Origin of the sequence: uncultured Flavobacterium sp., from assembly GCF_951805225.1 — a bacterium.
Lineage (GTDB): Bacteria > Bacteroidota > Bacteroidia > Flavobacteriales > Flavobacteriaceae > Flavobacterium.
In genome coordinates, this window is record NZ_OX638201.1 from 492,674 (window position 1) to 517,669 (window position 24,996).

Below are 24,996 nucleotides of genomic sequence, written 5' to 3' on the forward strand. Positions count from 1 at the left end.
GAAGGTATCATTATTACTGAAAAATCATATAAAAAATCCTATGTTGTTATTTACCAGTTTTATTTCAGTAAATTAGAATTCGATTTAATTGTAATATGATAAATGTCATATTTAAAATCGCTTCTTATTTGGAATATTTGTTACATTAAAAAAGAAACAAATTATGACTGAGCAGAGTTGCTTTCATTGTGGACTTATCATTCCTAAAAATGAAGAAATCAATTTTGATGAAAAAAAGTTTTGTTGCAACGGCTGTAAAACCGTTTATGAAATTTTTAGTCTTCATGATTTAACCTGTTATTATGATTTTGAAAAATCGCCTGGAGCCACTCCTCAAGATATACAAGGTAAATATGATTTTCTGGATAATGAAGCTATTTTATCAAAAGTATTAGAATTTCAAGAAGGAAACACCGCAATAGTTTCTTTAAATATACCACATATTCATTGTAGTTCTTGTATTTGGATTCTTGAAAATCTAAATAGAATTCAATCCGGAATAAGCACTTCTCAGGTTAATTTTCCTGAAAAAAGAGTCCGAATTACTTTCAATTCAGATCTTGTTTCTCTTAAAGCTATCGTTAATTTATTAAGTTCAATTGGTTATGAACCATATATAAGTTTAGAAAATTACGAAACAGGAAAAAATAGCGTCGATCGTAGTTTAACCTACAAACTTGGAGTTGCCTTTTTTTGTTTTGGAAACATCATGTTGCTTTCTTTTCCCGAATACTTTGAAATCAAAGAGTTCTGGCTTGATAATTACAAACCTTTTTTTAGAATTTTGATCTTTGTTTTAGCATTGCCAAGCTTTTTATATTCAGCAAGCGGTTATTATGTTTCTGCTTATAAAAGTATAAAATCCAGAATGTTAAACATTGATATTCCAATTGCTTTAGGGATTATCGTAATGTTTGTACGAAGTACGTTTGACATTGTTATGAATTACGGATCAGGTTTTTTTGATAGTTTAACGGGATTGGTATTTTTTATGTTACTCGGAAAAATGTTTCAAATAAAGACTTATAGTTTTTTAAGTTTTGAGAGAGATTTCAAATCCTATTTTCCAATTGCTGTTACTAGAATTAATGCAGATGCTTCTGAAGAAAGTGTTCCTATTTATGATATTTTAAAAGGCAACAGATTATTAATTAGAAATCAGGAATTAATTCCCGTTGACGGTATTTTAATAAGCGAAAGTGCCGAAATTGATTATAGTTTCGTTACTGGAGAAGCGGTTCCGATAACAAAAAAATCCGGAGACAAAGTATTTGCAGGTGGAAAACAAATAGGCAAGGTTGTCGAAATGGAAGTTTTACATTCTGTTTCACAAAGCTATTTGACGCAATTATGGAGCAATGAAATTTTTCAGAAAAAGGTATTTCAAAAACACAAAACGATTACCGATGCAATTAGCCGTTATTTTACACCTATATTATTATTAATTGCTTTTGGAGGATTTGGTTATTGGATATTTATTGATGCTAATACCGCTTTCAATGTTTTCACAGCAGTTTTAATTGTAGCTTGTCCTTGCGCATTGGCACTTACAGCACCATTTACTTTTGGAAATATTCTGAGGATAATGGGCAAGCAAAAAATGTATCTTAAAAATGCTTTGGTAATTGAACAATTAGCAAAAGTTGATACCATAGTTTTTGATAAAACAGGAACAATTACAACCAATAAAAAATCAAATATTCTATATGAAGGAGATAAATTGAGTGATGAAGATTTTGGTCTTATTAAAAATGTTCTTCGTGGCTCAAATCATCCTTTAAGCCGTATGTTGTATGATTTTCTGCCAGAATCAAAAAGACTTATAATTGATGATTTTCAGGAGATAACCGGAAAAGGAATTCAGGCTTCTGTTGAAAATAAAATGATCAGGATTGGTTCTGCAGAATTTATAGATAGTCCTGTTTCGGATATTTCAGAAATCGAAAAAACAGGTTTGCATATTAGAATCAATGATACTTATTATGGGAAATTTACATTCCAGAATCAATATCGAGAAGGTTTAGAAAAATTATTCCACACATTAAGCAAAAACTATCAAATAAAAGTACTTTCTGGAGATAATGATGGAGAACGTGCTAATTTGGAAGCGATTTTACCTGAAAATACAGAATTAATTTTTAATCAAAAACCAGAACAGAAACTGGAGTTTATAAAAAAACTACAAGAAAGTGGTCAAAATGTAATGATGGTTGGCGATGGCTTAAATGATGCCGGAGCGTTGGCACAGAGTAATGTGGGGATTTCTATTTCTGAAAATGTGAATGTGTTTTCTCCCGCTTGTGACGCGATTTTGGCAGCAAGTGAATTTTCACGATTGGATTACTTTCTTAAGTTATCACAAAAGTCTATTACAATAATAAAAATGAGTTTTGTTTTATCGTTACTCTACAATGTTGTAGGACTTTCTTTCGCTATAACAGGCAATCTACTTCCTTTGGTTGCGGCAATTATTATGCCTTTAAGTACAATTACAATTGTAAGTTTTGTGACTTTTATGTCTAACTATTTCAGTAACAGTAATTTAAAACGATTATAAATAATTCAACGTTATTTTTAGTTAAATTTAACTTATCTCCTTACAGTATGATAATTATCATATTTTACCCGCCTCTAACGTAGTAATTTTGTTAACATAAATTTATGGTATGAGTGTTATTTATCTATTAATTTCAGTAAGTATTTTCGTCGCAATTGGATTTTTTATTGCTTTTATTATCGCTGTTAAATCGGGACAATACGATGACGATTATACTCCTTCAGTCAGAATGCTCTTTGACGACGAAACCAAAATTACCCCGCAAAATAATAATTCACCAACCGAAGAAAAACAAGTATAATTATGGAAATGGAACAGTTTTACTACGACAACAAAATTGTAAAAAAATTCATTTATGCCACTATCCTTTTTGGAGTAGTAGGTATGTTAGTGGGGCTAACCTTAGCGGTTATGTACCTTTTTCCCAACATCACAGATGGGATTTCATGGCTTAGTTACGGTCGATTAAGACCATTACATACCAATGCGGTTATTTTTGCCTTTGTCGGAAATGCCTTTTTTGCCGGTATGTATTATTCGCTACAGCGATTGCTAAAAGCCAGAATGTTTAGTGATTTTTTAAGTAACTTACATTTTTGGGGTTGGCAACTTATTATTGTTGCAGCGGCTATAACATTACCTTTAGGTTATACTTCTTCAAAAGAATATGCCGAATTAGAATGGCCAATTGATATCGCTATTGCAGTTATTTGGGTTGTAATGGGAATCAATATGATTGGTACAATGTTGCGTCGTAGAGAGCGTCATTTATATGTTGCAATCTGGTTTTATCTTGCAACATTTGTAACAGTTGCCGTTTTACATATCTTTAATAATATTGAACTTCCGGTTTCGGCTTTAAAAAGTTACTCTGTTTATGCAGGAGTTCAGGATGCATTAGTGCAATGGTGGTACGGACATAATGCAGTTGCGTTTTTCTTAACAACACCATTTTTAGGATTAATGTATTACTTTATCCCAAAAGTAGCCAATCGTCCTATTTACTCGTATCGTTTATCAATTATTCACTTTTGGTCTTTGATATTTATTTATATCTGGGCGGGACCACACCATTTATTATACTCAGCTTTACCAAACTGGGCTCAGAATTTAGGAGTTGCATTTTCGGTAATGTTAATCGCTCCGTCTTGGGGAGGAATGATCAACGGATTATTGACTTTAAGAGGAGCGTGGGATAAAGTTCGTGAAGAACCAGTTTTAAAATTCTTTGTAGTAGCAATCACAGGTTACGGAATGGCGACTTTTGAAGGTCCAATGCTTTCTTTAAAAAATGTAAATGCTATAGCGCATTACACAGATTGGATTATTGCACACGTTCACGTAGGAGCATTAGCATGGAATGGGTTTATGTCATTTGGTATCATTTACTGGTTGATTCCCAGAATGACAAAAAGTACATTATTCTCTAAGAAACTTGCCAATTTCCATTTCTGGATTGGGACTTTAGGAATTATTTTATACGCTTTACCAATGTATGTTGCTGGTTTTCAACAAGCGTCAATGTGGAAACAATTTAATCCAGATGGTACATTAACTTATGGAAATTTCCTTGAGACAGTTACTGCTATTATGCCATTGTATTGGATGAGAGCAATTGGAGGTAGTTTGTATTTAATTGGTATGTTAACGCTGGTTTATAATATTATAATGACCATTAAAGCCGGTGATACGATTGAAGATGAATTAGCTCAGGCTCCAGCATTACAAAGAATCAGCAGCAATAGATTAAGTGGAGAAAAATTCCATACCTGGTTAGAAAGAAAACCAATTCAGTTGACCATTTTGGCAACAATAGCTATTCTAATTGGTGGTATTATTCAAATTGTACCAACAATTATGGTCAAATCAAATATACCAACAATTTCAAGTGTCAAACCATATTCACCTTTAGAACTAGAAGGTCGTGATTTATATATCAGAGAAGGCTGTGTAGGTTGTCACTCACAGTCCGTACGTCCTTTTAGAAGTGAAGTAGAACGTTATGGACCACAATCAAAAGCGGGAGAGTTTGTGTACGATCATCCATTCCTTTGGGGATCAAAACGTACAGGTCCAGATTTGTTAAGAGTAGGTGGTAAGTATAATGATAACTGGCATTTTAATCATTTCTGGAATCCGCAAAGTATTTCTGCAGGTTCAATTATGCCGGGTTATAAGTGGTTGTTTGATAATGAGCCAATGGATATTTCCCTAACTCAAAAGAAAATGCAAGCCATGGTTACACTTGGAGTTCCTTATACAGAAGCAGAGATTACAAATGCACAAAAAACATTAAGAACTCAGGCACTTGCAATAGAAAAAAGCTTAGAAAACGATCCTGATTATGTAAAAAGTTATGAGGATAGTAAGAAAAAAGCAGCTGCAAAAGGCGAAAAATTTGTTCCTATGAATGAGAGAGAAATCGTTGCGATGATTGCTTATATACAAAGACTTGGAACTGATATAAAAGTAAAAGAGACTTCTAAATAACAGCATTATGTTTGAACAGATAAAACACAATATGGAGACTATTTCGGGTATAGAAATTTACCCGATACTTTCTCTCTTAATATTTTTCTTCTTTTTTGTTGGCTTAGGCTTTTGGGTGTTCTCGTATAAAAAAGAAAAAATCCAGGAAATGAGTGAAATACCTTTAGATGAAGGACATGGTATAATTTCAAAAGATATTTAATATGAAAAAATTTTTCCCAGTATATGTAAGAGTACCGCTAATTTTCTTCATCGTCTTTGGATTGATGGAATACTTTATAGATTCAGGTGATAAACCGGCTTTTATAAAATATCCAATGGTTTCTGTCTTTTTGTTGGTCTTTTTATTTATTCTGATAGCAATCGAGATTACATTAAGCGCCGTTAATCGCGTTATGTATCAATTGATGTCACCAGAAGAAAAGGCAAAACTAGATTACGAGAATAGTTTGAGCTTAACAGAAAGTACTTGGTATAAAGATTTAATGCACAAGCTTACTCAAACGCCACCGATCGAAAGAGAAGGAGACTTGTTAATGGATCATGATTATGATGGAATTAAAGAATTAGATAATAATTTACCGCCTTGGTGGGTGTATTTATTTTATATCTGTATTATTTTCGGAGTATTCTATGTTGCACGTTATGAGATTTTTGGAGGAGATGATCAAGAAACAGAGCTTAAAAAAGAAATGGCTCAGGCAAAAATAGATGTAGACGAATATCTTAAAACAGCTCCGGATTTAATGGATGAAAAAACGGTTGTTTTACTTACGGATCCAGAAAATCTAGCAATTGGAAAAGAAATTTTTACAACCAATTGTGCTGCTTGTCACCGTGCTGATGCTGGTGGACAAATTGGACCAAACTTAACAGATGATCGTTGGATTTTAGGTGGAGGAATTAAAAATCTTTTTCATACAATAACCAATGGAGGTCGTGATGGTAAAGGAATGATCGCCTGGAAAGGAACCTTAAAACCTAAGGAAATCCAAAAAGTAGCGAGTTACATCCTTTCCTTACAAGGAAGCAATCCAAAAGACCCGAAAGAATCAGAAGGCGAAGTTTGGGTAGATGAAAGTGCACCAACGAAAGATACCGCAGCAAGTACATCAAAAGATAGTACTGAAGTTAAAAAATAATACTACAACATCATGTCAAATTTACCAGACGAAGCTTTTAGAGATACCATCGGAACTATTGATGAAGGAGGTAATCGAAAATTTATTTTCCCTAAAAAACCGTCTGGTAAATTCTATGAATACAGGAAAATAGTTAGCTATGTTTTGCTGGCTATTTTAGTTGCAAATCCGTTTATAAAAGTAAATGGAAACCAATTTATGATGTTCAATGTTATGGAACGTCGATTTAATATTTTTGGATTTCCATTTTGGCCGCAAGATTTTTATCTCTTTGTAATTTCAATGCTTGTTGGTATTGTATTTATTATCTTGTTTACAGTTGTATTTGGCAGAATTTTTTGCGGTTGGATTTGTCCACAAACGATTTTTCTCGAAATGGTTTTTCGCAGAATTGAATATTGGATTGATGGTGATCGTGGTGCTCAATTGCGATTGTCAAGACAAGAATGGAATTCAGAAAAAATTAGAAAGAGATTAGTAAAATGGATCATTTTTTTCTTGATTTCATTTGGTATCGCCAATGTTTTTCTGGCTTATTTGGTAGGGAGTGACCAATTATTTTTAATGGTTGAAGAAGGACCAGTTAAACAAGCAAGTAATTTTATTGCCTTATTGATTTTTACCGGAGTCTTTTACTTTGTTTTTGTTTGGTTTCGTGAACAGGTTTGTATTATTGCTTGTCCATACGGAAGATTGCAAGGTGTACTTTTAGATGATAAATCAATTAATGTAGCTTACGATTTTGTACGAGGTGAAAAAGAAGTCGGACGTGCAAAATTCAATAAAAAAGAAGATAGAGTCACAACCGGAAAAGGCGATTGTATTGATTGTCATCAATGTGTACACGTTTGCCCAATGGGAATTGATATTAGAAACGGAACGCAATTAGAATGTACCAATTGTACCGCTTGTATTGACGAATGCGATACGATTATGGAAAGCGTTGGTTTGCCTAAAGGACTTATCAGATATGCGTCTGAAGATGAAATTGTAAAAAAAGCACCTTTCAAATTTACAGCAAGAATGAAAGGTTACACAGCTGTTTTGTTCATTTTGTTAAGTGTTTTTATTGGAATGTTATTTTTAAGAACAGATGTTCAGGCAATTGTTTTACGCTTGCCAGGACAGTTATTTCAGCACAAAGGAGATAAAATTAGCAATGTGTATACTTATAAGATTGTTAACAAAACAATGAAAGATTATCAAGATGTTCATTTTGAATTAATTGATCAAAAAGGAACGATTAAAAATGTCGGTAATCAACATTTTAAAGTTTTAAAAGAAGGAATTTCACAAGGAACTTTGTTTATAGAAATCGATCAGGCACTTTTAGAAAGTGATAAAACCAAAGTTAAAATTGGAGTTTACAACGGGAAAGAGTTGATAGAAACTACAGCAACTAATTTTTTAGGACCAAGAAGTTTTAATTAAAAACATACTAAGATGAAAATAAATTGGGGAACCGGAATTGTCATTGCATTTGCATTGTTTATGACTTTTATTTTATATTTTGTTTTTGAAGTACAATCAAATAGTAAATACGACAACGACTTGGTTGTCGAAGAATATTACAAACACGATTCTCATTTTCAGGACGAAATGGCTCGAATTCAAAATGCTCATGATTTACAGCAAAAACCTTCTATAACTTATACTGAAAGCGGTGTGAAAATTGCTTTTCCTGCCACTTTTGAAAATGATAAAGTAAAAGGGAATGTATTATTGTACAGACCTTCAAACAAGAAATTTGATTTTGATACCCAAATAGCTTTGACAAATTCTGCTGTGCTTATTCCGCAAAAGAAGTTGATTAAAGGGCGTTGGGATGTTAATATGGAATGGGAATATAAAGGAACAAAATACCTTTCGAAAGAAGTGATTTATGTGAATTAATAGGATGTTTTTCTAACAGAGAGATTATATTGATTCACACAGTTTTTTTTGGAAAAGTATCTAATGTTGGATTGGGATATATAGTTCCTACGGGACAAAAGAGTATTATATGATTCTTTTTTGCCGACATGTTATCTCTACGAGATATACTTTGTTAACGTTTATAAATGGAGCTATTCTTTAAAATGTTTTAATCTCTGAAGAATATACTCCGTTAGGAGTTGTATATCGGTAGAAAAAATAATTCGCATTAAAAAAATGTCCTGGAGGGACTAGACCATATAAATTGATATTTAATTGGAATAAAAAAACAATCACTTTTAATCCAATTAATCTGTGGCAAAAAAGAAAAATATATAGCAAATGTTGTACTCAGCTTTTATATTAGGATTAATTAGTAGTTTGCACTGCATAGGAATGTGTGGTCCAATTGCTATGATGTTACCGGTAGACCGACAAAATGAAGCTAAGCGAGTAACTCAAATTATAACCTATCATTTAGGTCGTTTGACAGCTTATGCGACAATAGGTTTGATTTTTGGTTTATTAGGAAGAGGTTTTTTTCTCGCAGGATTACAGCAAAAAATGTCAATTTTTATTGGCGTAGCAATGATAATCGTGGTTTTAATTCCGGAGAAAGTTTTTTCGAAGTATAATTTCTCAAAACCTGTTTATAAAGTCATTTCTAAAATAAAATCAAGTCTGGGAAATCAATTTAAAAAGAAAACTTATAAATCTCTTTTTACAATTGGATTATTAAATGGCTTTTTGCCTTGCGGAATGGTTTACGTAGCTTTGTTTGGTGCTATTGCTATGCAAAGTGCTAGTTTTGGAGTTTTGTATATGATCTTATTTGGTTTGGGAACAATGCCGCTTATGACAATTGTAGTATATGTAAATTCGTTGATAAAACTTCCTTTTAGAAATAAAATACAAAAAGCAATTCCTTACGTTGCTGTTATTATTGGAGTATTATTTATCCTTAGAGGACTTGGATTAGGAATTCCTTATATTTCTCCATCAAATATGAGTTTGTTTGTACAAGGAACTCCTAACTGTCATTAAACCGTCATTGAAAACAAATTAGTTTCCGGTGATTTTCTTTTTAGATGTAAATCAAAAGCCATACAAATATTTCGAACGAATGGTTTTCCTGCTTCCTTGATTTTAATCTTATCTTCTTCTATTACTATTAATTGATCGTTTTCTATTTCTTTTAGATCCAATAAAACACTCGGAAGTTCTTGAAAATATAAGGATTCATTAGACCAGGAAGTTTCAAATTCGCAGGTTAAGTTCAAGATATGTTTTCGAATAATCAAATCTTCATTATCTAAAATATGCCCTTTCACAATTGGAAGTTTGTCCCATTCTAACAACTGATAATAATCTTCCAGATTTTTTGTGTTTTGAGCAAAACTATACCAACTGTCACTTATAGAAGAAACGCCTAAACCAATCATCAATTGAGTTTTTGAAGCGCTATATCCCATAAAATTTCGATGCAGTTTTTTATTTTGCGTCGCTTTATGTAAACTATCAGATTCTAAAGCAAAATGGTCCATACCAATTTCGTCATAGCCATTTTTAGAAAGCAGTTGTTTTCCAACTTCATATAATTGTCTCTTTTCAGCATCTTTCGGAAGGTTTTCATCATTGAAACCACGTTGTCCGTTTCCTTTAATCCAAGGCACGTGTGCATAACTGTAAAATGCAAGACGATCTGGTTTAAGAGAATTTGTTTTTTCGATTGTATCTGTAACATCTTCAATAGTTTGAAAAGGTAATCCAAATATAATATCATGACCAATAGAAGTATAACCAATTTGTTTGGCCCAAAAAGTCACCTTCGCAACATTGTGAAAAGGTTGTATTCTATGTATTGCTTTCTGTACTTTTTCGGAATAATCCTGAACACCTAAACTTACTCGGCGAAAGCCTAAATCGTATAATTTTTTGAGTTGTTCGTAAGTTGTATTATTAGGATGACCTTCAAAACTGAATTCATAATTTTCGGCCTTATTGGCAAAACTGAAAATGCCATTTATAAGATGTTCTAAATTCTTTTCCGAAAAAAAAGTTGGAGTTCCTCCGCCTAAATGTATTTCTTTTATAATTGGCTTTTCGGATAATAATTTACAATATAAGCTCCATTCTTTTAAAAGCGCTTTTATATAAGTTTCTTCTACAGAATGATTTTTTGTAATTCGTTTATTGCAACCACAAAAAGTACACATGCTTTCGCAGAATGGTAAATGAATATACAAACTTATTCCGCTTTGTGAATTGCTTTCTGTAAATGCTTTTTGAAAAGATTCTATCCATTTTTCTGTTGTAAAACAGGCTTCATTCCAATAAGGAACCGTTGGATAACTCGTATATCTGGGACCTGGGACATTGTATTTTTGGGTCAGTGAGATTTTCATAAAAGACGGATTTTGTGTCTTTCAAAATTAGAGTTTACCTGTAAGAGATAAAATGACAAATGTCATGTAATTAACAAAAAAAAGAGACTCATAATGAGCCTCTTTTCTGAATTAAATAACTAACGTGAAATAGAATCTTGGATGATTTTAAGCCATTTTTTAGCAAACATATGATCCTGATAAGCGCTTATTTGTTTGATGCGATCATCGTCAAAATCATAGAATGGAATTGTAATTTTTTTAGAAGTTTCCTTTTCCTGAAATTCAAAATCAATTTTCAAGATTGTATCTGAATTTCCATCATTGGTTAAAACTATTTTACAAGAAGAAACACTTTTTAAATCTAAATAAGTTGACTCTTGTTGATTTGGATTAAAATTCATTAAAATAAACCTTCTGTTTTTTTGATCTATTGTAAGCGTTTTGTTGCTTTGAGATTCTGTTAAATCAAAATCTTCAGGATGTGTTGAATTGAACTTCTTTTTTATGTTTAAAATCTTTGTTTTGTTTGCAGCGCTCGATCGAGCAGAAAAATAAACGGGTACGGCTACAATGATAGCAATCACGAGACCAATTATGGTTACACTTGTTTCCATTTTTGTTTTTAAAATTTGATAAATAATATGAAATGATAAATTGTTTTCAGAAAGAAAATAATTTACTTAGTTTAGAAGAAATAGGCTCTTCTGATTAGAATTTCATGTATTTGTCTACCAAAAAAAATGGAAAGGATAGAGCATAAGTAAGACCTTTTTGCTCTGAGTCAGAAATTGATTTGCAAAGTTTGATGTTGATTTTACTGCTTTGTGCTGCGGAATCACCATCAATACAGCATCAAACCATTTATTTAGAATAGATGGATTTGTTTTTAAGTTTGCTGCAAATTGATAACTGGTTTGTGGCTGAATAAAAGCCAAAGAATCTGAAGAATCAATAGAGAAATTGGAATCCGTTTTTTGATTTTCGGTTTCTTGATAGTCACTTTTTTGCACAGCCAATTCGTTTGCTTGACAAGCAAAGAAGGCAATGATCACAAGTGATACAAAAATAACGGTTTTACGAATCCAATTCATGGTGGCGAATTTAACTCATAAATGACAATTAAAGAAATTTTAAAGAATTAATTAACTTTAAAAGTAAGGTTATTATTTTATCCTCAAGATTTTACTAGTACCATTGAGGATAAAATAAGGTTATTGTTGCATTTTGAAATAATAATCAGCCGAACGTTTTCCACTTCCATAGAACAAGAAAAATACGCAAATTAGTAAAACCACAATTGCCAGAATTAAGTTTTCAGAGTGCATATGTCCCATGAAGTTTACTAGAATTGCTCCAAAAAGTATTGGTAGCTGAGCTGCAATTGCCCATCTTGTAAGTAACCCAAAAACAATCATAATACCTCCAATCATGTGGGCCGGCGCGATATAATGCAGTAAAAACATTCCGCCTCCGAATCTATCAATTGGAGAAATTAAATCATGCAGATATTGAACGTTTGTTACAAATGAAACTCCTTTCATAAATAAAAAAACACCCAATACAATACGTACTAAATCTACTGGTAAATAAGTGTGCGCATTTGCCCATTTATTCAAACTTTTTACATTTTCCATGATACTACGTGATTAAAAATTATAAATAAAGTTACTAATTTTTAATGATATATTTATTTTTAAGTACCTGAAAATAAGTTTTTTACTTTTTATTTAACGTATTTTGATATTATCCGAAATTCTAAACTTGAATAACGCCCAAATTAAATGGTTTTTGAATAGGAGCGTGGTTTGCAGCTTCGATTCCCATAGAAATCCATGTTCTGGTATCTAAAGGATCAATAATCGCATCTGTCCACAATCTTGAAGCCGCATAATAAGGTGAAGTTTGCTCGTCGTAACGTGCTTTAATTTTATTAAAAAGCTCAGTTTCTTTGGCTTCGTCTACAATTTCTCCTTTTGCTTTAAGCGAAGAAGCTTCGATTTGTGCCAAAACTTTTGCAGCCTGAGTTCCGCCCATAACAGCAAGTTCTGCACTTGGCCACGCAAAAATTAATCTTGGATCATAAGCTTTACCGCACATTGCATAATTTCCTGCTCCGTATGAGTTTCCAACAATTACAGTAAATTTTGGTACAACCGAATTACTTACCGCATTTACCATTTTGGCACCGTCTTTTATAATTCCGCCCTGTTCAGATTTCGATCCAACCATGAAACCGGTAACGTCTTGTAGAAAAACCAGTGGAATTTTCTTTTGGTTACAATTAGCAATAAAACGAGTTGCTTTATCAGCGCTATCTGAGTAGATTACGCCACCAAATTGCATTTCGCCTTTTTTGGTTTTTACAACTTTTCGTTGATTGGCAACAATTCCGACTGCCCAACCGTCAATTCTTGCATAACCGGTAATTATAGTTTGACCGTAACCATCTTTGTAAGCTTCAAATTCTGAATTATCGACCAACCGATTGATGATTTCCATCATGTCATATTGCTCGTTTCTAGCTTTTGGCAAGATTCCATAAATATCTTTTGGCTCAAGCGTTGGTTTTTCTGCTTTTATTCGGCTATAGCCAGCTTTGTCAAAATCACCAATTTTATCAACTATATTTTTTATTTTATCCAGAGCGTCTTTGTCGTCTTTGGCTTTATAATCAGTTACGCCTGAAATTTCGCAATGTGTAGTTGCACCGCCTAAAGTTTCATTATCGATTGTTTCTCCAATTGCAGCTTTAACCAAATAACTTCCGGCAAGGAAAATACTTCCGGTTTTATCTACAATTAGCGCTTCATCGCTCATAATTGGCAAATAAGCACCTCCGGCAACACAACTTCCCATAACGGCCGCAATTTGTGTAATTCCCATACTGCTCATTTGAGCATTATTTCTAAAAATACGTCCAAAGTGTTCTTTATCAGGAAAAATTTCATCCTGAAGCGGTAAATAAACGCCTGCACTATCCACTAAATAGATAATAGGTAATCTATTTTCCATCGCAATTTCTTGTGCACGCAGGTTTTTCTTTCCTGTGATAGGAAACCACGCTCCGGCTTTTACAGTTGCATCATTAGCAACCACAATGCATTGTTTTCCTTTTATATATCCTATTTTTATAACAACACCACCAGATGGACATCCGCCGTGTTCTGCGTACATTCCTTCGCCAACGAAACCTCCAATTTCTATACTTTTAGAATTTTCATCTAATAAATACTCAATACGTTCGCGAGCAGTCATTTTACCTTCGGCATGTAGCTTTTCGATGCGTTTTTCACCTCCGCCTAATTTTACTTTGGCAAATTTTTGTTTTAGTTCAGAAAGTAATAGTTTATTGTGATCTTCGTTTTTATTGAAGTTTAAATCCATAATATATTGATGTTTTTACAAAATAGTGTTGGCTAATTTACAAAATCAATTGAAACTGACATCATAAAATATATTCTTCGGATGAAATAAAAGTAAGTTTCTGATATTAAAAAAACGAATAATTTATGCGGGAAAGCCAAATAAAGAATAAGTCGTTTTTTTTATCTTAATTTGTTGTTTCATACTAATTAGTATCTTTTATGTCAAAAGCAGCAAATACAAGACTTACAATTCTCCAGAAAGCATTTGAATTGATTTATTCGAAAGGATATCAAACCACGAGTATTGATGAAATTATTGCGACAACCCAAGTAACCAAAGGTGCTTTTTATTACCATTTTAAAACAAAAGATGAAATGGGAGTTGCTATTATTGAAGAGATTTTGAAACCTACGATGTTGGGAAGCTTTATAAAACCAATAGAAAATTCAGAAAATCCAATTGAGGATTTTTATAATATGATTTTTTATTTGTTGCTTGAAGATCCTTTATTGGAAGTAAAATATGGTTGTCCAGTTGGAAATCTGACTCAGGAAATGACGCCTTGGAACAATCAATTTAGTCTGGCTTTGTCAGAGTTGGTAAACCAATGGATGATGACAATAGAAAAAGCAATTGTAAGAGCGCAAACTTTAGGATTAGTCAGAAAAGAGGTGAATGGCGAACAAGTAGCTTTTTTTATCATGTCTGGCTATTGGGGAATACGTAATTTTGGAAAACTACAGGATAGTAATTCCTGTTATATTGTTTATTTAAAGGAGTTTAGGAATTATCTAAATAGCTTGAAATAAATTTATATTCAAAAACATACTAACTAGTATGTTTTTGAATATATTTGCATTGTCTTAATCAAAAAACAATGTATCAATCACTTTTATTTTGCCATTCTGCTTTGCGATGGTTTGTGTTAGTAAGCTTATTATACTCCATTTTTCGAGCTTACAAAGGTTATAACTTGAAACGACCTTTTACTAAAACTGATAATTCGGTCCGACATTGGACTGCTACAATCGCACATATTCAGCTTACTTTAGGAATTCTTATTTATGTACAAAGTCCGATAGTGAAATACTTTTGGAAAAACTTTAAAGAAGGAATTAAAAATACCGATGCCGCTTTTTTCGGAATACTTCATATTGTTTTAATGCTTTCCGCAATTGTTTTGATCACGATTGGTTCGGCTTTAGCCAAAAGAAAACAAAATGACAGTGATAAGTTTAAAACAATGCTGTTTTGGTTTTTTATCGCTTTATTGATCATTTTTATCGCGATTCCGTGGCCATTTTCTCCTTTAGCAAACAGACCTTATTTTAGATAACATTTTATGAAAAATTTACTGCAAACAAATACCGGAAGATTACGAATTATTGGATTTCTGGAAGGAACATCTTTATTGATATTATTATTTATAGCTGTTCCGCTGAAATATATTTTTGGAATGCCATTTTTAACAAGACCCGTTGGTACAGTTCATGGCGCTTTATTTCTACTCTTTATTTTTAATGCTTTAAGCGTAGGAGTAGAGCAAAATTGGAGATTTGCAACGACGACCTGGAAAGTGCTTTTGGCTTGTATTATTCCGTTTGGAACTTTTTATATTGATCATAAAATTTTAAGCAAAATAAAAGTGAAATCTGAAAATTAAATCAACTTAAAAGAATTCAAAAGATGGTTTTAGTATTTAAAACAAATGTAGATTCTGTTTCGAAAGTGAAAAGAATTGCTCCAAAACTGAATCGGTTATTTCCAAAAACAAAATGGAATTTTGATCTTGAAGATTGTGATCGTATTTTACGACTTGAATCGGATAATGATATTATAAAGGAGATTATTGTTCTAATGAAAGTATTAGGGTTTAACTGTGAAGCTTTGTAAATAGTCTTTTTTAGAATCAATACAAAAACTGTTGAGCTATAAAAATTAAGGATGAATTTAACCGCAAAGCACGCAAAGGTTTTTATCCCATAAATATGCATAGTAAACGCAAAGTTCGCAAAGCTTTGTGTTGATAAAGCTTTGTGTTGATAAAGCTTTGCGAACTTTGCGTTTGTATAAAACCACGTAATAAAAAAAACTTTGCGCGCTTTGCGGTTAAAATAATAAGTCAATACAAAATGTTTTATGTTTCTGCACAGGTTGATCCCTTTTTATAATTGTGAAATAGGCATAAAAAAACCAGAAGATAGCTTCTGGTTTTTTATATATAAATGTTATTTAGATTATTTTTTAGAATCGCAAACCATTCTTTTCAAGATTGCCCATTGTTTTAGAGCATCACGAGCTTCTACTGCTGGATAACCCAACATAGTTTTTCCTGCAGGAACATCACCAACAACACCTGAACCAGCTCCAACAATTGCTCCGTCACCAATAGTGGTATGATCTTTTATAGAAGCGCTTCCGCCAATAATAACACCATTTCCTAGAGTTACAGAACCTGCTAAACCACTATTTCCGGCCATAATACAAAATTTACCTAATTTACTATTATGTCCAATTTGTACTAAATTGTCGATTTTGCAACCGTCACCAAGAACGGTGGAACTAAATTTACCACGGTCAACACAAGTGTTTGCACCAATTTCAACTCCGTTTCCGATAATTACATTTCCGATTTGTGGAATTTTCACCAAACCTTTTTCGCTACAAGGGCGAAATCCAAAACCATCTGCTCCAATTGTTGCATTTGGATGAATAATACAATCGTTACCAATATGACAACGTTCGCGAACTACTGTTCCTGACCAAATGATTGTGTTTTTACCAATAGTACATTCGTCCAGAATTGTTACGTTTGGATAAATAGTAGCAAAAGCACCAATTTCAACTTTTGGACCAATATAACAACCAGCACCAATTCTTGCACCTTCGCCAATAATGGCAGTTTCGTCTACAACTGCTGTTCTGTGAATATCATTGTGGAATACAGGAGTAGGAGGGGCAAAAAGGGCCAAAATTTGAGACATTGCTAAATCGGCATTTTTTACTTTTATAAAAGCGCGATTTTCTCCCGGTTCTATCGAAATATCTTCGTTTACTACTGCAATAGATGCATTTGAAGCAGACCAAAATTTTTCGTATTTTTTGTTTCCTATAAATGAAATTTCTGAAGTTGTAGCTTTTTCTAATTGCTCTGTTGCAGTAATGCTTTGTGAAGTATTGCCGTAAATTACGCCATTTATAACTTCATTGATTTCTTGAATTGAATAGGATTTCATTGAGTAAATTTAATTGACTTAGGGTTAATTTTTGCCAAATAAAATCAATTAGATTCTAATTACCTAATATTTTTTTTGTGTTTGTTAAAAAGTGTTTAAAATAATGCTCCAAATATTACAAATTTAACATTAAATCTATCAATTTATTAATTGTTTTCCAGTTTCTGGTCGTTGCTTTTACTTTCAGTTTACTCTCGATTATGCTATTTGTAAGTTTTGAATTTACTGTTGGATTAGGATAAAAGATATACATTACTTTGTTGATTGTTATGTGTTTATCTTCTTTGAAATCGATTGATTTAAAAAGGTCAAGATCTGTAATTGCTGGTTCTTTTGATAAAAAAGTAACGTAAGGCTGCGTCGGATCATTTATTTTATCATCAGAATATGGATTTTGTTGTGCACATTTTTGTAATTCTTCCAAAGTCAAAATTAACACAGGAACCTGATAGCCAAAATGTTTTTCGATACTATTTGCGATCTGATTTTCTAAATCGGAAATATTAGTAAGATTACTAGTAAAAATAATATTTCCACTTTGAATATAAGTGCTGATGTTTTTAATGGGAAGCTCTGTTAATATGGATCTTAAAATTTCCATTTTAATAAGTTTTTGTCCACTGACATTAATACCACGCAGAAAAGCAATATAGGTTTGCATTGTTTTTGAAGCTTAGATTAAAATAAAAAGCGATTCACTTTTGATAAAAGGAATCGCTTTTTTTTAAAATATTTATTCTGTTATTTTGGATAACGAAATAGCATTAATACAATATCGCAAACCGCTTGGCTCAGGTCCATCAGGAAAAACATGTCCTAAATGTGCGTCACAAGTATTGCAAACTACTTCAACACGAATCATTCCGTATGATTTATCGGCATGATAAGCGATTGCATTTTCTTTTAAAGGTTGTGTAAAAGAAGGCCAGCCTGTTCCTGATTCAAACTTTTCTGAAGCATCAAAAAGCAAAGTCCCACAACATTTACATTCATAGATTCCGGGATCAAACAAACTGCAAAGTTCAGAACTAAATGATCTTTCGGTACCTTTTAAGCGTGTTACCTGAAATTCTTCAGGCGTTAAGATCTGTTTCCATTCTTCTGTTGTTTTCTCAACTCTTTTCTCCGGAACTGGATTTCCTTTATTTGTATAACGAATTATGTCTGCCCATTTTATCATAACTTTTTCTTTTAGTTTGAGGTTTCACGTTTCAGGTTTACTTTGACTGAATACTAAAAACTGAATACTGACACTTTATTTATTCTTCTTCTTTTTGTCCCATCATCATCAGGAATGCTTTCAGGAATGGGTCAATATTTCCGTTCATAACGCCATCAACATCGCTGGTTTCGTAACCGGTACGAACGTCTTTTACTAATTTATAAGGCTGCATTACATAATTACGTATTTGCGAACCCCATTCAATTTTCATTTTTCCGGCTTCAATATCGGCACGTTGTGCTTGTTGTTTTTTCAATTCGATTTCATACAATTGAGAACGTAACATTTGCATGGCACGCTGTCTGTTGTCTTGTTGTGATCTGGTTTCAGAACACTGAATCTGAATTCCGGTAGGTTTGTGTACTAATTGTACTTTTGTTTCTACCTTATTTACGTTTTGTCCTCCGGCTCCACTAGAGCGAGAAGTTGTGATTTCGATATCGGCAGGATTAATGTCAATTTCGATACTATCATCAACAAGCGGATAAACATAAACTGAAGCAAATGAAGTGTGACGTTTTGCGTTACTATCAAAAGGAGAGATTCTGACCAAACGGTGTACACCATTTTCTCCTTTTAAATATCCAAAAGAATAATCTCCTTCAAACTCGAGCGTAACGGTTTTGATACCGGCAACCTCGCCAGCCTGAAAGTTCAGTTCTTTTATTTTGTAACCGTAACTTTCTCCCCACATCATATACATACGCATCAACATTCCCGCCCAATCACAACTTTCAGTTCCTCCGGCGCCGGCAGTAATTTGAACTACGGCACTTAAACTGTCGCCTTCGTCAGAAAGCATGTTTTTGAACTCAATGTTTTCGATATGAGTTTGTGTAATCTTGTAATGTTCGTCTAATTCTTCTGAAGAAAGTTCTCCTTCTTTATAAAAATCATGCGCCAGTTGTAATTCGTCTGTAAGCTCAATGGCTTTGTTGTAATCTTCGATCCATTTTTTCTTGTTTCGAAGGTTTTTTACAATGACTTCGGCTTCTTTTGCATTGTTCCAAAAGTCGGGTGCGAAGGTTTTTTCTTCTTCGTTGGCAATTTCGATTAGCTTGGCATCAACGTCAAAGATACCTCCTCAACGCACCAAGGCGCTCCACAATACCTTTTATTTGTTCGGTAGTTGTCATAAATTAATAGTAGTTTTTTAGGTTTTTTGTAAATATTAAGTAATTATTTAAAAGCTGAATTTTGATCAAACTTCATCAAATTGAACGATTTGTAAATACGTAATTTTGTTGTACAAAAATAAGACATAGTTTTCAGAATATTGAAAAAATTTTAACATAAGAAGAAAGTATCTTCAAAAGTATTAAGTGATGAATAATCTGTTACTTTCATAAGCAAATTCAACTTATGTAGAAGTGATTTGGTTTAAGAATATCAGAAGGTAATATGTTGCTTATGAAATTATCAAGGACAATGAAGCTGTATAGTATTGTGTATGTGTGAACTAGATTTATTATTTTGGTAAACAAAATAGTTTCTAAAATTATAAGTTAGATTTAGAATATTATATTAGTTTTATATGTTTTTTGCAAATATTACGTTAATTTGGTTTTATAGTAAGTCACAAGTTAAATTTTAGTAAAACTTGCCAAGAATAACTATTAGTAATACGTAATTTTGCTGCACAAAAAAGATACACTTTTTAGAATATGGAAATAAATTTAATTAGCGATACCATTACCAAACCAACATACGAAATGTTGCAGTATATGTTTAACGCTCATGTTGGCGATGACGTATACAGGCAAGATCCTACAGTTATTGAATTGGAGACTAAAGTTGCTGAATTTTTTGGTATGGAGGCCGGACTTTTTTTCCCGTCAGGAACTATGGCAAACCAAACCGCTATTAAATTACACACACAACCAGGAGAGCAATTAATTGCCGATAAATATGCACACGTTTATCATTATGAAGGAGGAGGAGTTTCTTTTAACAGTGGCGTTTCATGCTGCTTGTTAGACGGACATCGCGGAATGATAAATGCAGCTCAGGTTGCAGCAGCGATTAATGATCCTGAGTTTTACCACAGTCCGTTAACGAGTTTAGTTTGTGTAGAAAACACGACAAATAAAGGTGGTGGAGCTTGTTATGAATTAGAAGATTTAAAAGAGATAAAAAAGGTTTGCGATGCCAATAATCTGAAGTTTCATTTGGATGGAGCCAGAATTTGGAATGCATTGGTTGCTAAGAGACAAAACCCGAAAGAATTTGGAGCAATTTTCGATACTATTTCGGTTTGTTTGTCAAAAGGATTAGGCGCTCCAATTGGTTCTATTTTGCTTGGAACTAAAGATGATATTCGCAGAGCGTTGAGAATCAGAAAGATACTTGGTGGAGGAATGCGCCAAGTTGGATATTTGGCTGCAGCCGGATTGTTTGCTTTGGCTAATAATATCGAAAGACTAGCAGAAGATCATAGAAGAGCTAAAGAAATTGCCGCAATTTTAAGCACAAAACCTTGGGTATCTCATATTGAGCCAGTTGAAACCAATATTTTGATTTTCTCACTAGCCGAAGGTTACAGCGATCAGCTTTTGATTGAAAAATTAAAACTTAAAAACATTTTAATAAGTTCAATGGGGCACAATAAACTTAGAATTGTGACGCATTTAGATTATAAAGAAGTAATGCATACGTATGTAATTGAAACGCTTCAGAAGTTTTAGGAAGAAGGTTCAAAGTTGCAAAGGCTCAGAGGTACAAAGGTTTTAAAAAAAAGGCCCAAAGTCGCAAAGGTTCAGAGGAACAAAGGCTAAAAAAGAAAGACGCACTATATTTAGTGCGTCTTTCTTTTTTGATTGAGAAGTATTCAAGATTTATGCGTCAAGCGAAAAACCTTTGTCCCTTTGAACCTTTTTTAAGCCTTTGAACCTTATTTAAACAAATTATCCATTCCCGGAATCATTGGCATATCCATTTTTGCAACAGCATCCAATTCTCTTTCGTTAACACTTGTAGCTTTTTCAATAGCTTTATTTAAGGTTACGATTAAGTAATCTTCCAGTTGTTCTTTGTCTTCAAGTAAAGAGTCGTCGATAGAGATTGTTTTTACTTTTCTATTTGCAGTAAGCGTTACTTTTAATAATCCATCAGCGCTTTGTTCGTCAATTAAAACTGTATCTAAACGCTTTTTTGTATCTTCAATTTTTTGTTGGGTTTCTTTAAGTTTACCCATCATTCCCATTAAATCCATTTTTTGTTGATTTTTAAATTATTTCATACAAAATTAGTATATTGCTGTATTATATCAATAGAATATTTTATGAAAAAATTAATTTGGTTCTATTGTGATTGTAGTATTTTTGCAACTCCGAATTTACAAACCAATGCTTAATCAATGCAAAACGATATAATGGCTCCAAAGGCCAAAGAAATTCCAAAAACACTAAAAAAACATAAAGAAGCCCGAATTGATAATTATTTTTGGCTTAACGATCGCGAAAATCCTGAGGTTATCGATTATTTAAATCAGGAAAATGCATACTACCAAAGCATGACAACGCATACAAAAAATCTTCAGGGAGATTTGTATGAAGAAATGAAAGGCAGAATCAAAGAAGACGATTCGTCAGTTCCTTATTTTTATAATGGATACTTTTATATTACCCGTTTCGAAACCGGAAAGGATTATCCAATTTTCGCCAGAAAAAAAGGAAGCCTTTCGGCAGAAGAAGAAATTATGTTCAACTGTAATGAATTGTCAGTAGGACACGCTTATTTTAAATTAGGTGGATTGAGTATAAGTCCAGATAACAAATTTGCCAGTTTTGGTGTTGATATTGTTGGAAGAAGAATTTATACCATTCAGTTTAAAAACTTAGAAACAGGAGAAATTCTGTCTGATAAAATCGAAAATGCTACAGGCGCATCTGTTTGGGCAAATGATAATAAAACGGTTTTTTACACCAAGCAAGACGAAGTTACTTTAAGAGCGGATAAAATTTTCAAGCATAAATTAAACACAGATTCAGTAAATGATACTTTGGTTTTTGATGAAACCGATGATACTTTTAATGTTTCTGTAGGGAAAGAAAAATCCAGAAAATATATTGTTATTAGTTCAGGAAGCACTCTGACGACCGAATATAGAATTTTGAATTCAGATAATCCAGATGGAGAATTTGAAGTATTTCAAAAACGTGTTCGTGGATTAGAATATAGTATTTCGCATTTTGAAGATTCTTTTTATGTCCTGACTAATAAAGATGAGGCGACTAACTTTAAGTTGATGAAAACGCCTGAGAATAAAACAGGAAAGAAAAATTGGGTCGATCTTATTCCGCATCGCGAAGATGTTTTGTTAGAAGATATCGAAATCTTTAAAAACTATTTAGTTGTTGAAGAGCGCTCAAACGGATTAAATCATATTCGTATAATGCCGTGGAATGGTGAGCCTGATTATTATCTTCCATTTGGCAGCGAAACATATAATGCTTTTACGACCTCAAATATTGATTTTGATACAGATGTTTTGCGTTATAGTTATCAATCTCTTGCAACGCCATCGTCTGTAATTGATTTTAATATGAAAACTAAAACCAAAGAGATCTTAAAAGAGCAACAGGTTTTAGGTGGTAAATTTGATAAAGAAAATTACGTCGAAGAACGCGTTTGGGCAACTGCCAGAGATGGAGTAAAAGTGCCAATTTCGATGATTTATCGCAAAGGATTAAATAAAGATGGCGAAAATCCGTTATTGCTTTACGCATATGGCTCATACGGAATCACAATGGATACTTATTTTTCATCAACGAGGCTTTCTTTGTTAGACCGCGGATTTGTGTACGCAATTGCTCATATTAGAGGAGGAGAAGATTTAGGAAGACAATGGTATGAAGACGGAAAACTGTTAAAAAAGAAAAATACCTTTACAGATTTCATCGATTGCTCTAAATTTGTAATTAACGAAAAATATACTTCTTCGAAACATTTGTATGCAGAAGGAGGATCAGCAGGAGGACTTTTAATGGGAGTTATCATAAATGAAGCTCCTGAATTATACAACGGAGTGATCGCTCAGGTGCCTTTTGTTGATGTTATTACAACAATGTTAGACGACAGTATTCCGTTGACAACTGGAGAATACGACGAATGGGGAAACCCAAACAAGAAAGAATATTATGATTATATGTTATCGTATTCACCTTACGATAATGTAAAAGCGCAAAATTATCCAAATATGTATGTATCAACCGGATTGCACGATTCGCAGGTACAATATTGGGAGCCAGCCAAGTGGGTAGCCAAATTGAGAAATGTGAAAACAAATAACAATCTTTTGTTTTTAGATACCAATATGGATGCTGGACATGGCGGAGCTTCAGGACGTTTTGAGGCTTTAAAAGACTTAGCAAAAGAATTTAGTTTTTTATTAGATTTAGAAAAAATTAAAAGCTAATTAGAAATTTTTTGTTAAATTTGCAACCTATCAAGGTTATTTTAAAATGCCTTTGATTAACTATTTTTTTATGAAAGAAGAAATAAACGCTTATAATAATGTTTTAGAATTAATAGGTAACACCCCACTTATTAAGCTAAATAAAATTACCGACGACTTAGAAGGAAATTTCTACGCAAAGGTGGAAGCTTTTAATCCAGGACATTCCTCAAAAGATAGAATAGCGTTATATATTATTGAAGAAGCCGAGAAAAAGGGAATTCTGTCACCGGGAGACACCATTATAGAAACAACATCTGGTAATACAGGTTTTAGTCTGGCAATGGTAAGCATTATTAAAGGTTACAATTGTATTTTGGCAGTAAGTTCAAAATCATCGAAAGACAAGATTGACATGTTGAGAAGTTTGGGAGCAAAGGTATATGTTTGTCCGGCGCACGTTTCAGCAGATGATGAAAGATCATATTATAACGTAGCCAAACGTCTACACGAAGAAACAAAAGGTTCGGTTTATATTAATCAGTATTTTAACCAATTAAATATTGATGCACATTATAACAGTACCGGTCCTGAAATTTGGGAACAAACCAAAGGACAAATCACACACCTTGTTGCTTGTAGCGGAACAGGAGGAACTATCTCAGGAACTGCAAAATTCTTAAAAGAGCAAAATCCAAATATTAGAATTTTAGGAGTAGATGCTTTTGGATCAGTATTGAAGAAATACCACGAAACAAAAGAATTCGATAACAAAGAAATTTATCCTTACCGTATAGAAGGTTTAGGTAAAAACCTGATACCATCGGCAACGGATTTTGATATTATTGATAAATTCATGAAAGTAACCGATGAAGAAAGTGCTCACTCAGCAAGAGAGATCACTAGAAAAGAAGGTTTATTTGTTGGATATACATCTGGAGCAGTAATGCAAGCGATCAGACAATATGCAGAAGAAGGAGAGTTTACAAAAGACAGTAATATTATTGCAATCTTCCCAGATCACGGATCACGCTATATGAGTAAAGTATTTAGTGATGATTGGATGAATGAACAAGGATTCTTTGATAGTATCAATGAAGAAGAAGTTCAAAAAATTGAATTCGTAAAGTAGTAAATAAAATACTTTAAAAATATAGAACTCCATTTGTTTCGACAAATGGAGTTTTTTTTGTAAAAATGTTTTTACAAAAAAGTGGTTAAAATTGTGTTTTATTGCTACAAAATTTTATTTTTATGAGAATACTGTATTTAAATTCGAATAACGTT

Annotated in this window: 25 protein-coding genes; 15 read left to right on the top strand and 10 right to left on the bottom strand. The window is 32.8% G+C overall.

The genetic code is table 11. From position 1 onward, the window contains the following. Window positions 1-163 precede the first annotated feature (163 nt). The 8 genes from WN975_RS02190 (at window position 164) to WN975_RS02225 (ending at window position 9,147) form a co-directional block, all read left to right on the top strand. Window positions 164-2,557, top strand: a complete 2,394-nt coding sequence (locus WN975_RS02190) for a heavy metal translocating P-type ATPase metal-binding domain-containing protein (RefSeq protein WP_337965011.1) — start codon at window positions 164-166, stop codon at window positions 2,555-2,557. A 109-nt stretch (window positions 2,558-2,666) separates the two neighbouring features. After that, window positions 2,667-2,858 carry a cbb3-type cytochrome oxidase assembly protein CcoS gene (gene ccoS / locus WN975_RS02195; protein WP_026982149.1) on the top strand — a complete coding sequence of 64 codons (192 nt, stop codon included), beginning with the start codon at window positions 2,667-2,669 and terminating at the stop codon, window positions 2,856-2,858. 2 nt (window positions 2,859-2,860) lie between these two features. Continuing rightward, window positions 2,861-5,047 carry a cytochrome-c oxidase, cbb3-type subunit I gene (ccoN, locus tag WN975_RS02200; protein WP_337965012.1) on the top strand — a complete coding sequence of 729 codons (2,187 nt, stop codon included), beginning with the start codon at window positions 2,861-2,863 and terminating at the stop codon, window positions 5,045-5,047. Between the two features lie 7 nt (window positions 5,048-5,054). Next, entirely contained in the window at window positions 5,055-5,249 is a 195-nt protein-coding gene (locus WN975_RS02205) for a CcoQ/FixQ family Cbb3-type cytochrome c oxidase assembly chaperone (protein WP_121325800.1), read from the top strand. A 1-nt stretch (window position 5,250) separates the two neighbouring features. Beyond that, window positions 5,251-6,189, top strand: coding sequence for a cbb3-type cytochrome c oxidase N-terminal domain-containing protein (locus WN975_RS02210; protein WP_337965013.1), 939 nt, complete (start codon window positions 5,251-5,253; stop codon window positions 6,187-6,189). A gap of 12 nt (window positions 6,190-6,201) precedes the next feature. Further along, on the top strand, window positions 6,202-7,620 hold the full coding sequence (gene ccoG, locus WN975_RS02215) for a cytochrome c oxidase accessory protein CcoG (RefSeq protein ID WP_337965014.1): 1,419 nt from the start codon (window positions 6,202-6,204) through the stop codon (window positions 7,618-7,620). A 12-nt stretch (window positions 7,621-7,632) separates the two neighbouring features. Further along, window positions 7,633-8,082: a FixH family protein gene (locus WN975_RS02220; RefSeq protein ID WP_337965015.1), complete on the top strand. Its 450-nt coding sequence runs from the start codon at window positions 7,633-7,635 to the stop codon at window positions 8,080-8,082. 363 nt (window positions 8,083-8,445) lie between these two features. Continuing rightward, a complete protein-coding gene (locus tag WN975_RS02225) occupies window positions 8,446-9,147 on the top strand; it encodes a sulfite exporter TauE/SafE family protein (protein ID WP_337965016.1) in 702 nt (233 codons plus the stop codon). Here WN975_RS02225 and hemN read toward each other — a convergent pair. The 5 genes from hemN to WN975_RS02250 form a co-directional block, all read right to left on the bottom strand. Further along, the gene (gene hemN / locus WN975_RS02230; protein ID WP_337965017.1) at window positions 9,144-10,508 is read right to left on the bottom strand and encodes an oxygen-independent coproporphyrinogen III oxidase; all 1,365 of its coding nucleotides are present in this window, start codon (window positions 10,506-10,508) and stop codon (window positions 9,144-9,146) included. The genes WN975_RS02225 and hemN overlap by 4 nt on opposite strands. Window positions 10,509-10,627: 119 nt before the next feature. Further along, entirely contained in the window at window positions 10,628-11,104 is a 477-nt protein-coding gene (locus WN975_RS02235) for a hypothetical protein (RefSeq protein WP_337965018.1), read from the bottom strand. A gap of 114 nt (window positions 11,105-11,218) precedes the next feature. Beyond that, window positions 11,219-11,581: a hypothetical protein gene (locus WN975_RS02240; protein ID WP_337965019.1), complete on the bottom strand. Its 363-nt coding sequence runs from the start codon at window positions 11,579-11,581 to the stop codon at window positions 11,219-11,221. Between the two features lie 120 nt (window positions 11,582-11,701). Further along, window positions 11,702-12,124, bottom strand: a complete 423-nt coding sequence (locus tag WN975_RS02245; RefSeq protein ID WP_337965020.1) for a DoxX family protein — start codon at window positions 12,122-12,124, stop codon at window positions 11,702-11,704. Between the two features lie 121 nt (window positions 12,125-12,245). Next, a complete protein-coding gene (locus WN975_RS02250) occupies window positions 12,246-13,874 on the bottom strand; it encodes a carboxyl transferase domain-containing protein (protein ID WP_337965021.1) in 1,629 nt (542 codons plus the stop codon). 200 nt (window positions 13,875-14,074) lie between these two features. On the opposite strand from WN975_RS02250, the gene WN975_RS02255 reads away from it, so the two are divergent. The 4 genes from WN975_RS02255 to WN975_RS02270 all read left to right on the top strand — a co-directional run bounded on the left by WN975_RS02255 (window position 14,075) and on the right by WN975_RS02270 (window position 15,749). Continuing rightward, complete coding sequence (locus WN975_RS02255; protein WP_337965022.1) at window positions 14,075-14,665, top strand: TetR/AcrR family transcriptional regulator; 591 nt, start codon at window positions 14,075-14,077, stop codon at window positions 14,663-14,665. Between the two features lie 164 nt (window positions 14,666-14,829). Then, on the top strand, window positions 14,830-15,192 hold the full coding sequence (locus tag WN975_RS02260) for a hypothetical protein (RefSeq protein WP_337965023.1): 363 nt from the start codon (window positions 14,830-14,832) through the stop codon (window positions 15,190-15,192). Between the two features lie 6 nt (window positions 15,193-15,198). Then, window positions 15,199-15,519 (top strand): DUF3817 domain-containing protein, encoded by a 321-nt coding sequence (locus WN975_RS02265; protein WP_337965024.1) that lies wholly within the window; start codon window positions 15,199-15,201, stop codon window positions 15,517-15,519. Between the two features lie 23 nt (window positions 15,520-15,542). After that, on the top strand, window positions 15,543-15,749 hold the full coding sequence (locus tag WN975_RS02270; RefSeq protein ID WP_337965025.1) for a hypothetical protein: 207 nt from the start codon (window positions 15,543-15,545) through the stop codon (window positions 15,747-15,749). A gap of 344 nt (window positions 15,750-16,093) precedes the next feature. On the opposite strand, the gene lpxD is transcribed toward WN975_RS02270, so the two are convergent. From lpxD to prfB, 4 genes are all read right to left on the bottom strand, one after another. Next, window positions 16,094-17,092, bottom strand: a complete 999-nt coding sequence (lpxD, locus tag WN975_RS02275) for a UDP-3-O-(3-hydroxymyristoyl)glucosamine N-acyltransferase (protein ID WP_337965026.1) — start codon at window positions 17,090-17,092, stop codon at window positions 16,094-16,096. Between the two features lie 115 nt (window positions 17,093-17,207). Next, window positions 17,208-17,753 (bottom strand): DUF1697 domain-containing protein, encoded by a 546-nt coding sequence (locus tag WN975_RS02280; RefSeq protein WP_337965027.1) that lies wholly within the window; start codon window positions 17,751-17,753, stop codon window positions 17,208-17,210. 72 nt (window positions 17,754-17,825) lie between these two features. Continuing rightward, entirely contained in the window at window positions 17,826-18,272 is a 447-nt protein-coding gene (msrB, locus tag WN975_RS02285) for a peptide-methionine (R)-S-oxide reductase MsrB (protein ID WP_337965028.1), read from the bottom strand. A gap of 79 nt (window positions 18,273-18,351) precedes the next feature. Continuing rightward, a protein-coding gene (prfB, locus tag WN975_RS02290) for a peptide chain release factor 2 (RefSeq protein ID WP_337965029.1) occupies window positions 18,352-19,450 on the bottom strand; the annotation gives its coding sequence in 2 pieces (ribosomal slippage) (window positions 18,352-19,386 and window positions 19,388-19,450; 1,098 coding nt in all). Between the two features lie 528 nt (window positions 19,451-19,978). Between prfB and WN975_RS02295 the strand changes: the two genes are divergently transcribed. Then, window positions 19,979-20,998: a GntG family PLP-dependent aldolase gene (locus WN975_RS02295; protein ID WP_099711668.1), complete on the top strand. Its 1,020-nt coding sequence runs from the start codon at window positions 19,979-19,981 to the stop codon at window positions 20,996-20,998. A 206-nt stretch (window positions 20,999-21,204) separates the two neighbouring features. Here the strand turns inward: WN975_RS02295 and WN975_RS02300 are convergent, their stop codons facing one another. Beyond that, the gene (locus WN975_RS02300; RefSeq protein WP_041517942.1) at window positions 21,205-21,525 is read right to left on the bottom strand and encodes a YbaB/EbfC family nucleoid-associated protein; all 321 of its coding nucleotides are present in this window, start codon (window positions 21,523-21,525) and stop codon (window positions 21,205-21,207) included. Between the two features lie 144 nt (window positions 21,526-21,669). Here WN975_RS02300 and WN975_RS02305 point away from each other — a divergent pair, with 144 nt between their 5' ends. Then, window positions 21,670-23,730, top strand: coding sequence for a S9 family peptidase (locus tag WN975_RS02305; protein ID WP_337965030.1), 2,061 nt, complete (start codon window positions 21,670-21,672; stop codon window positions 23,728-23,730). A 70-nt stretch (window positions 23,731-23,800) separates the two neighbouring features. After that, window positions 23,801-24,841, top strand: a complete 1,041-nt coding sequence (locus WN975_RS02310; RefSeq protein ID WP_337965031.1) for a cysteine synthase family protein — start codon at window positions 23,801-23,803, stop codon at window positions 24,839-24,841. Window positions 24,842-24,996: the final 155 nt, after the last annotated feature.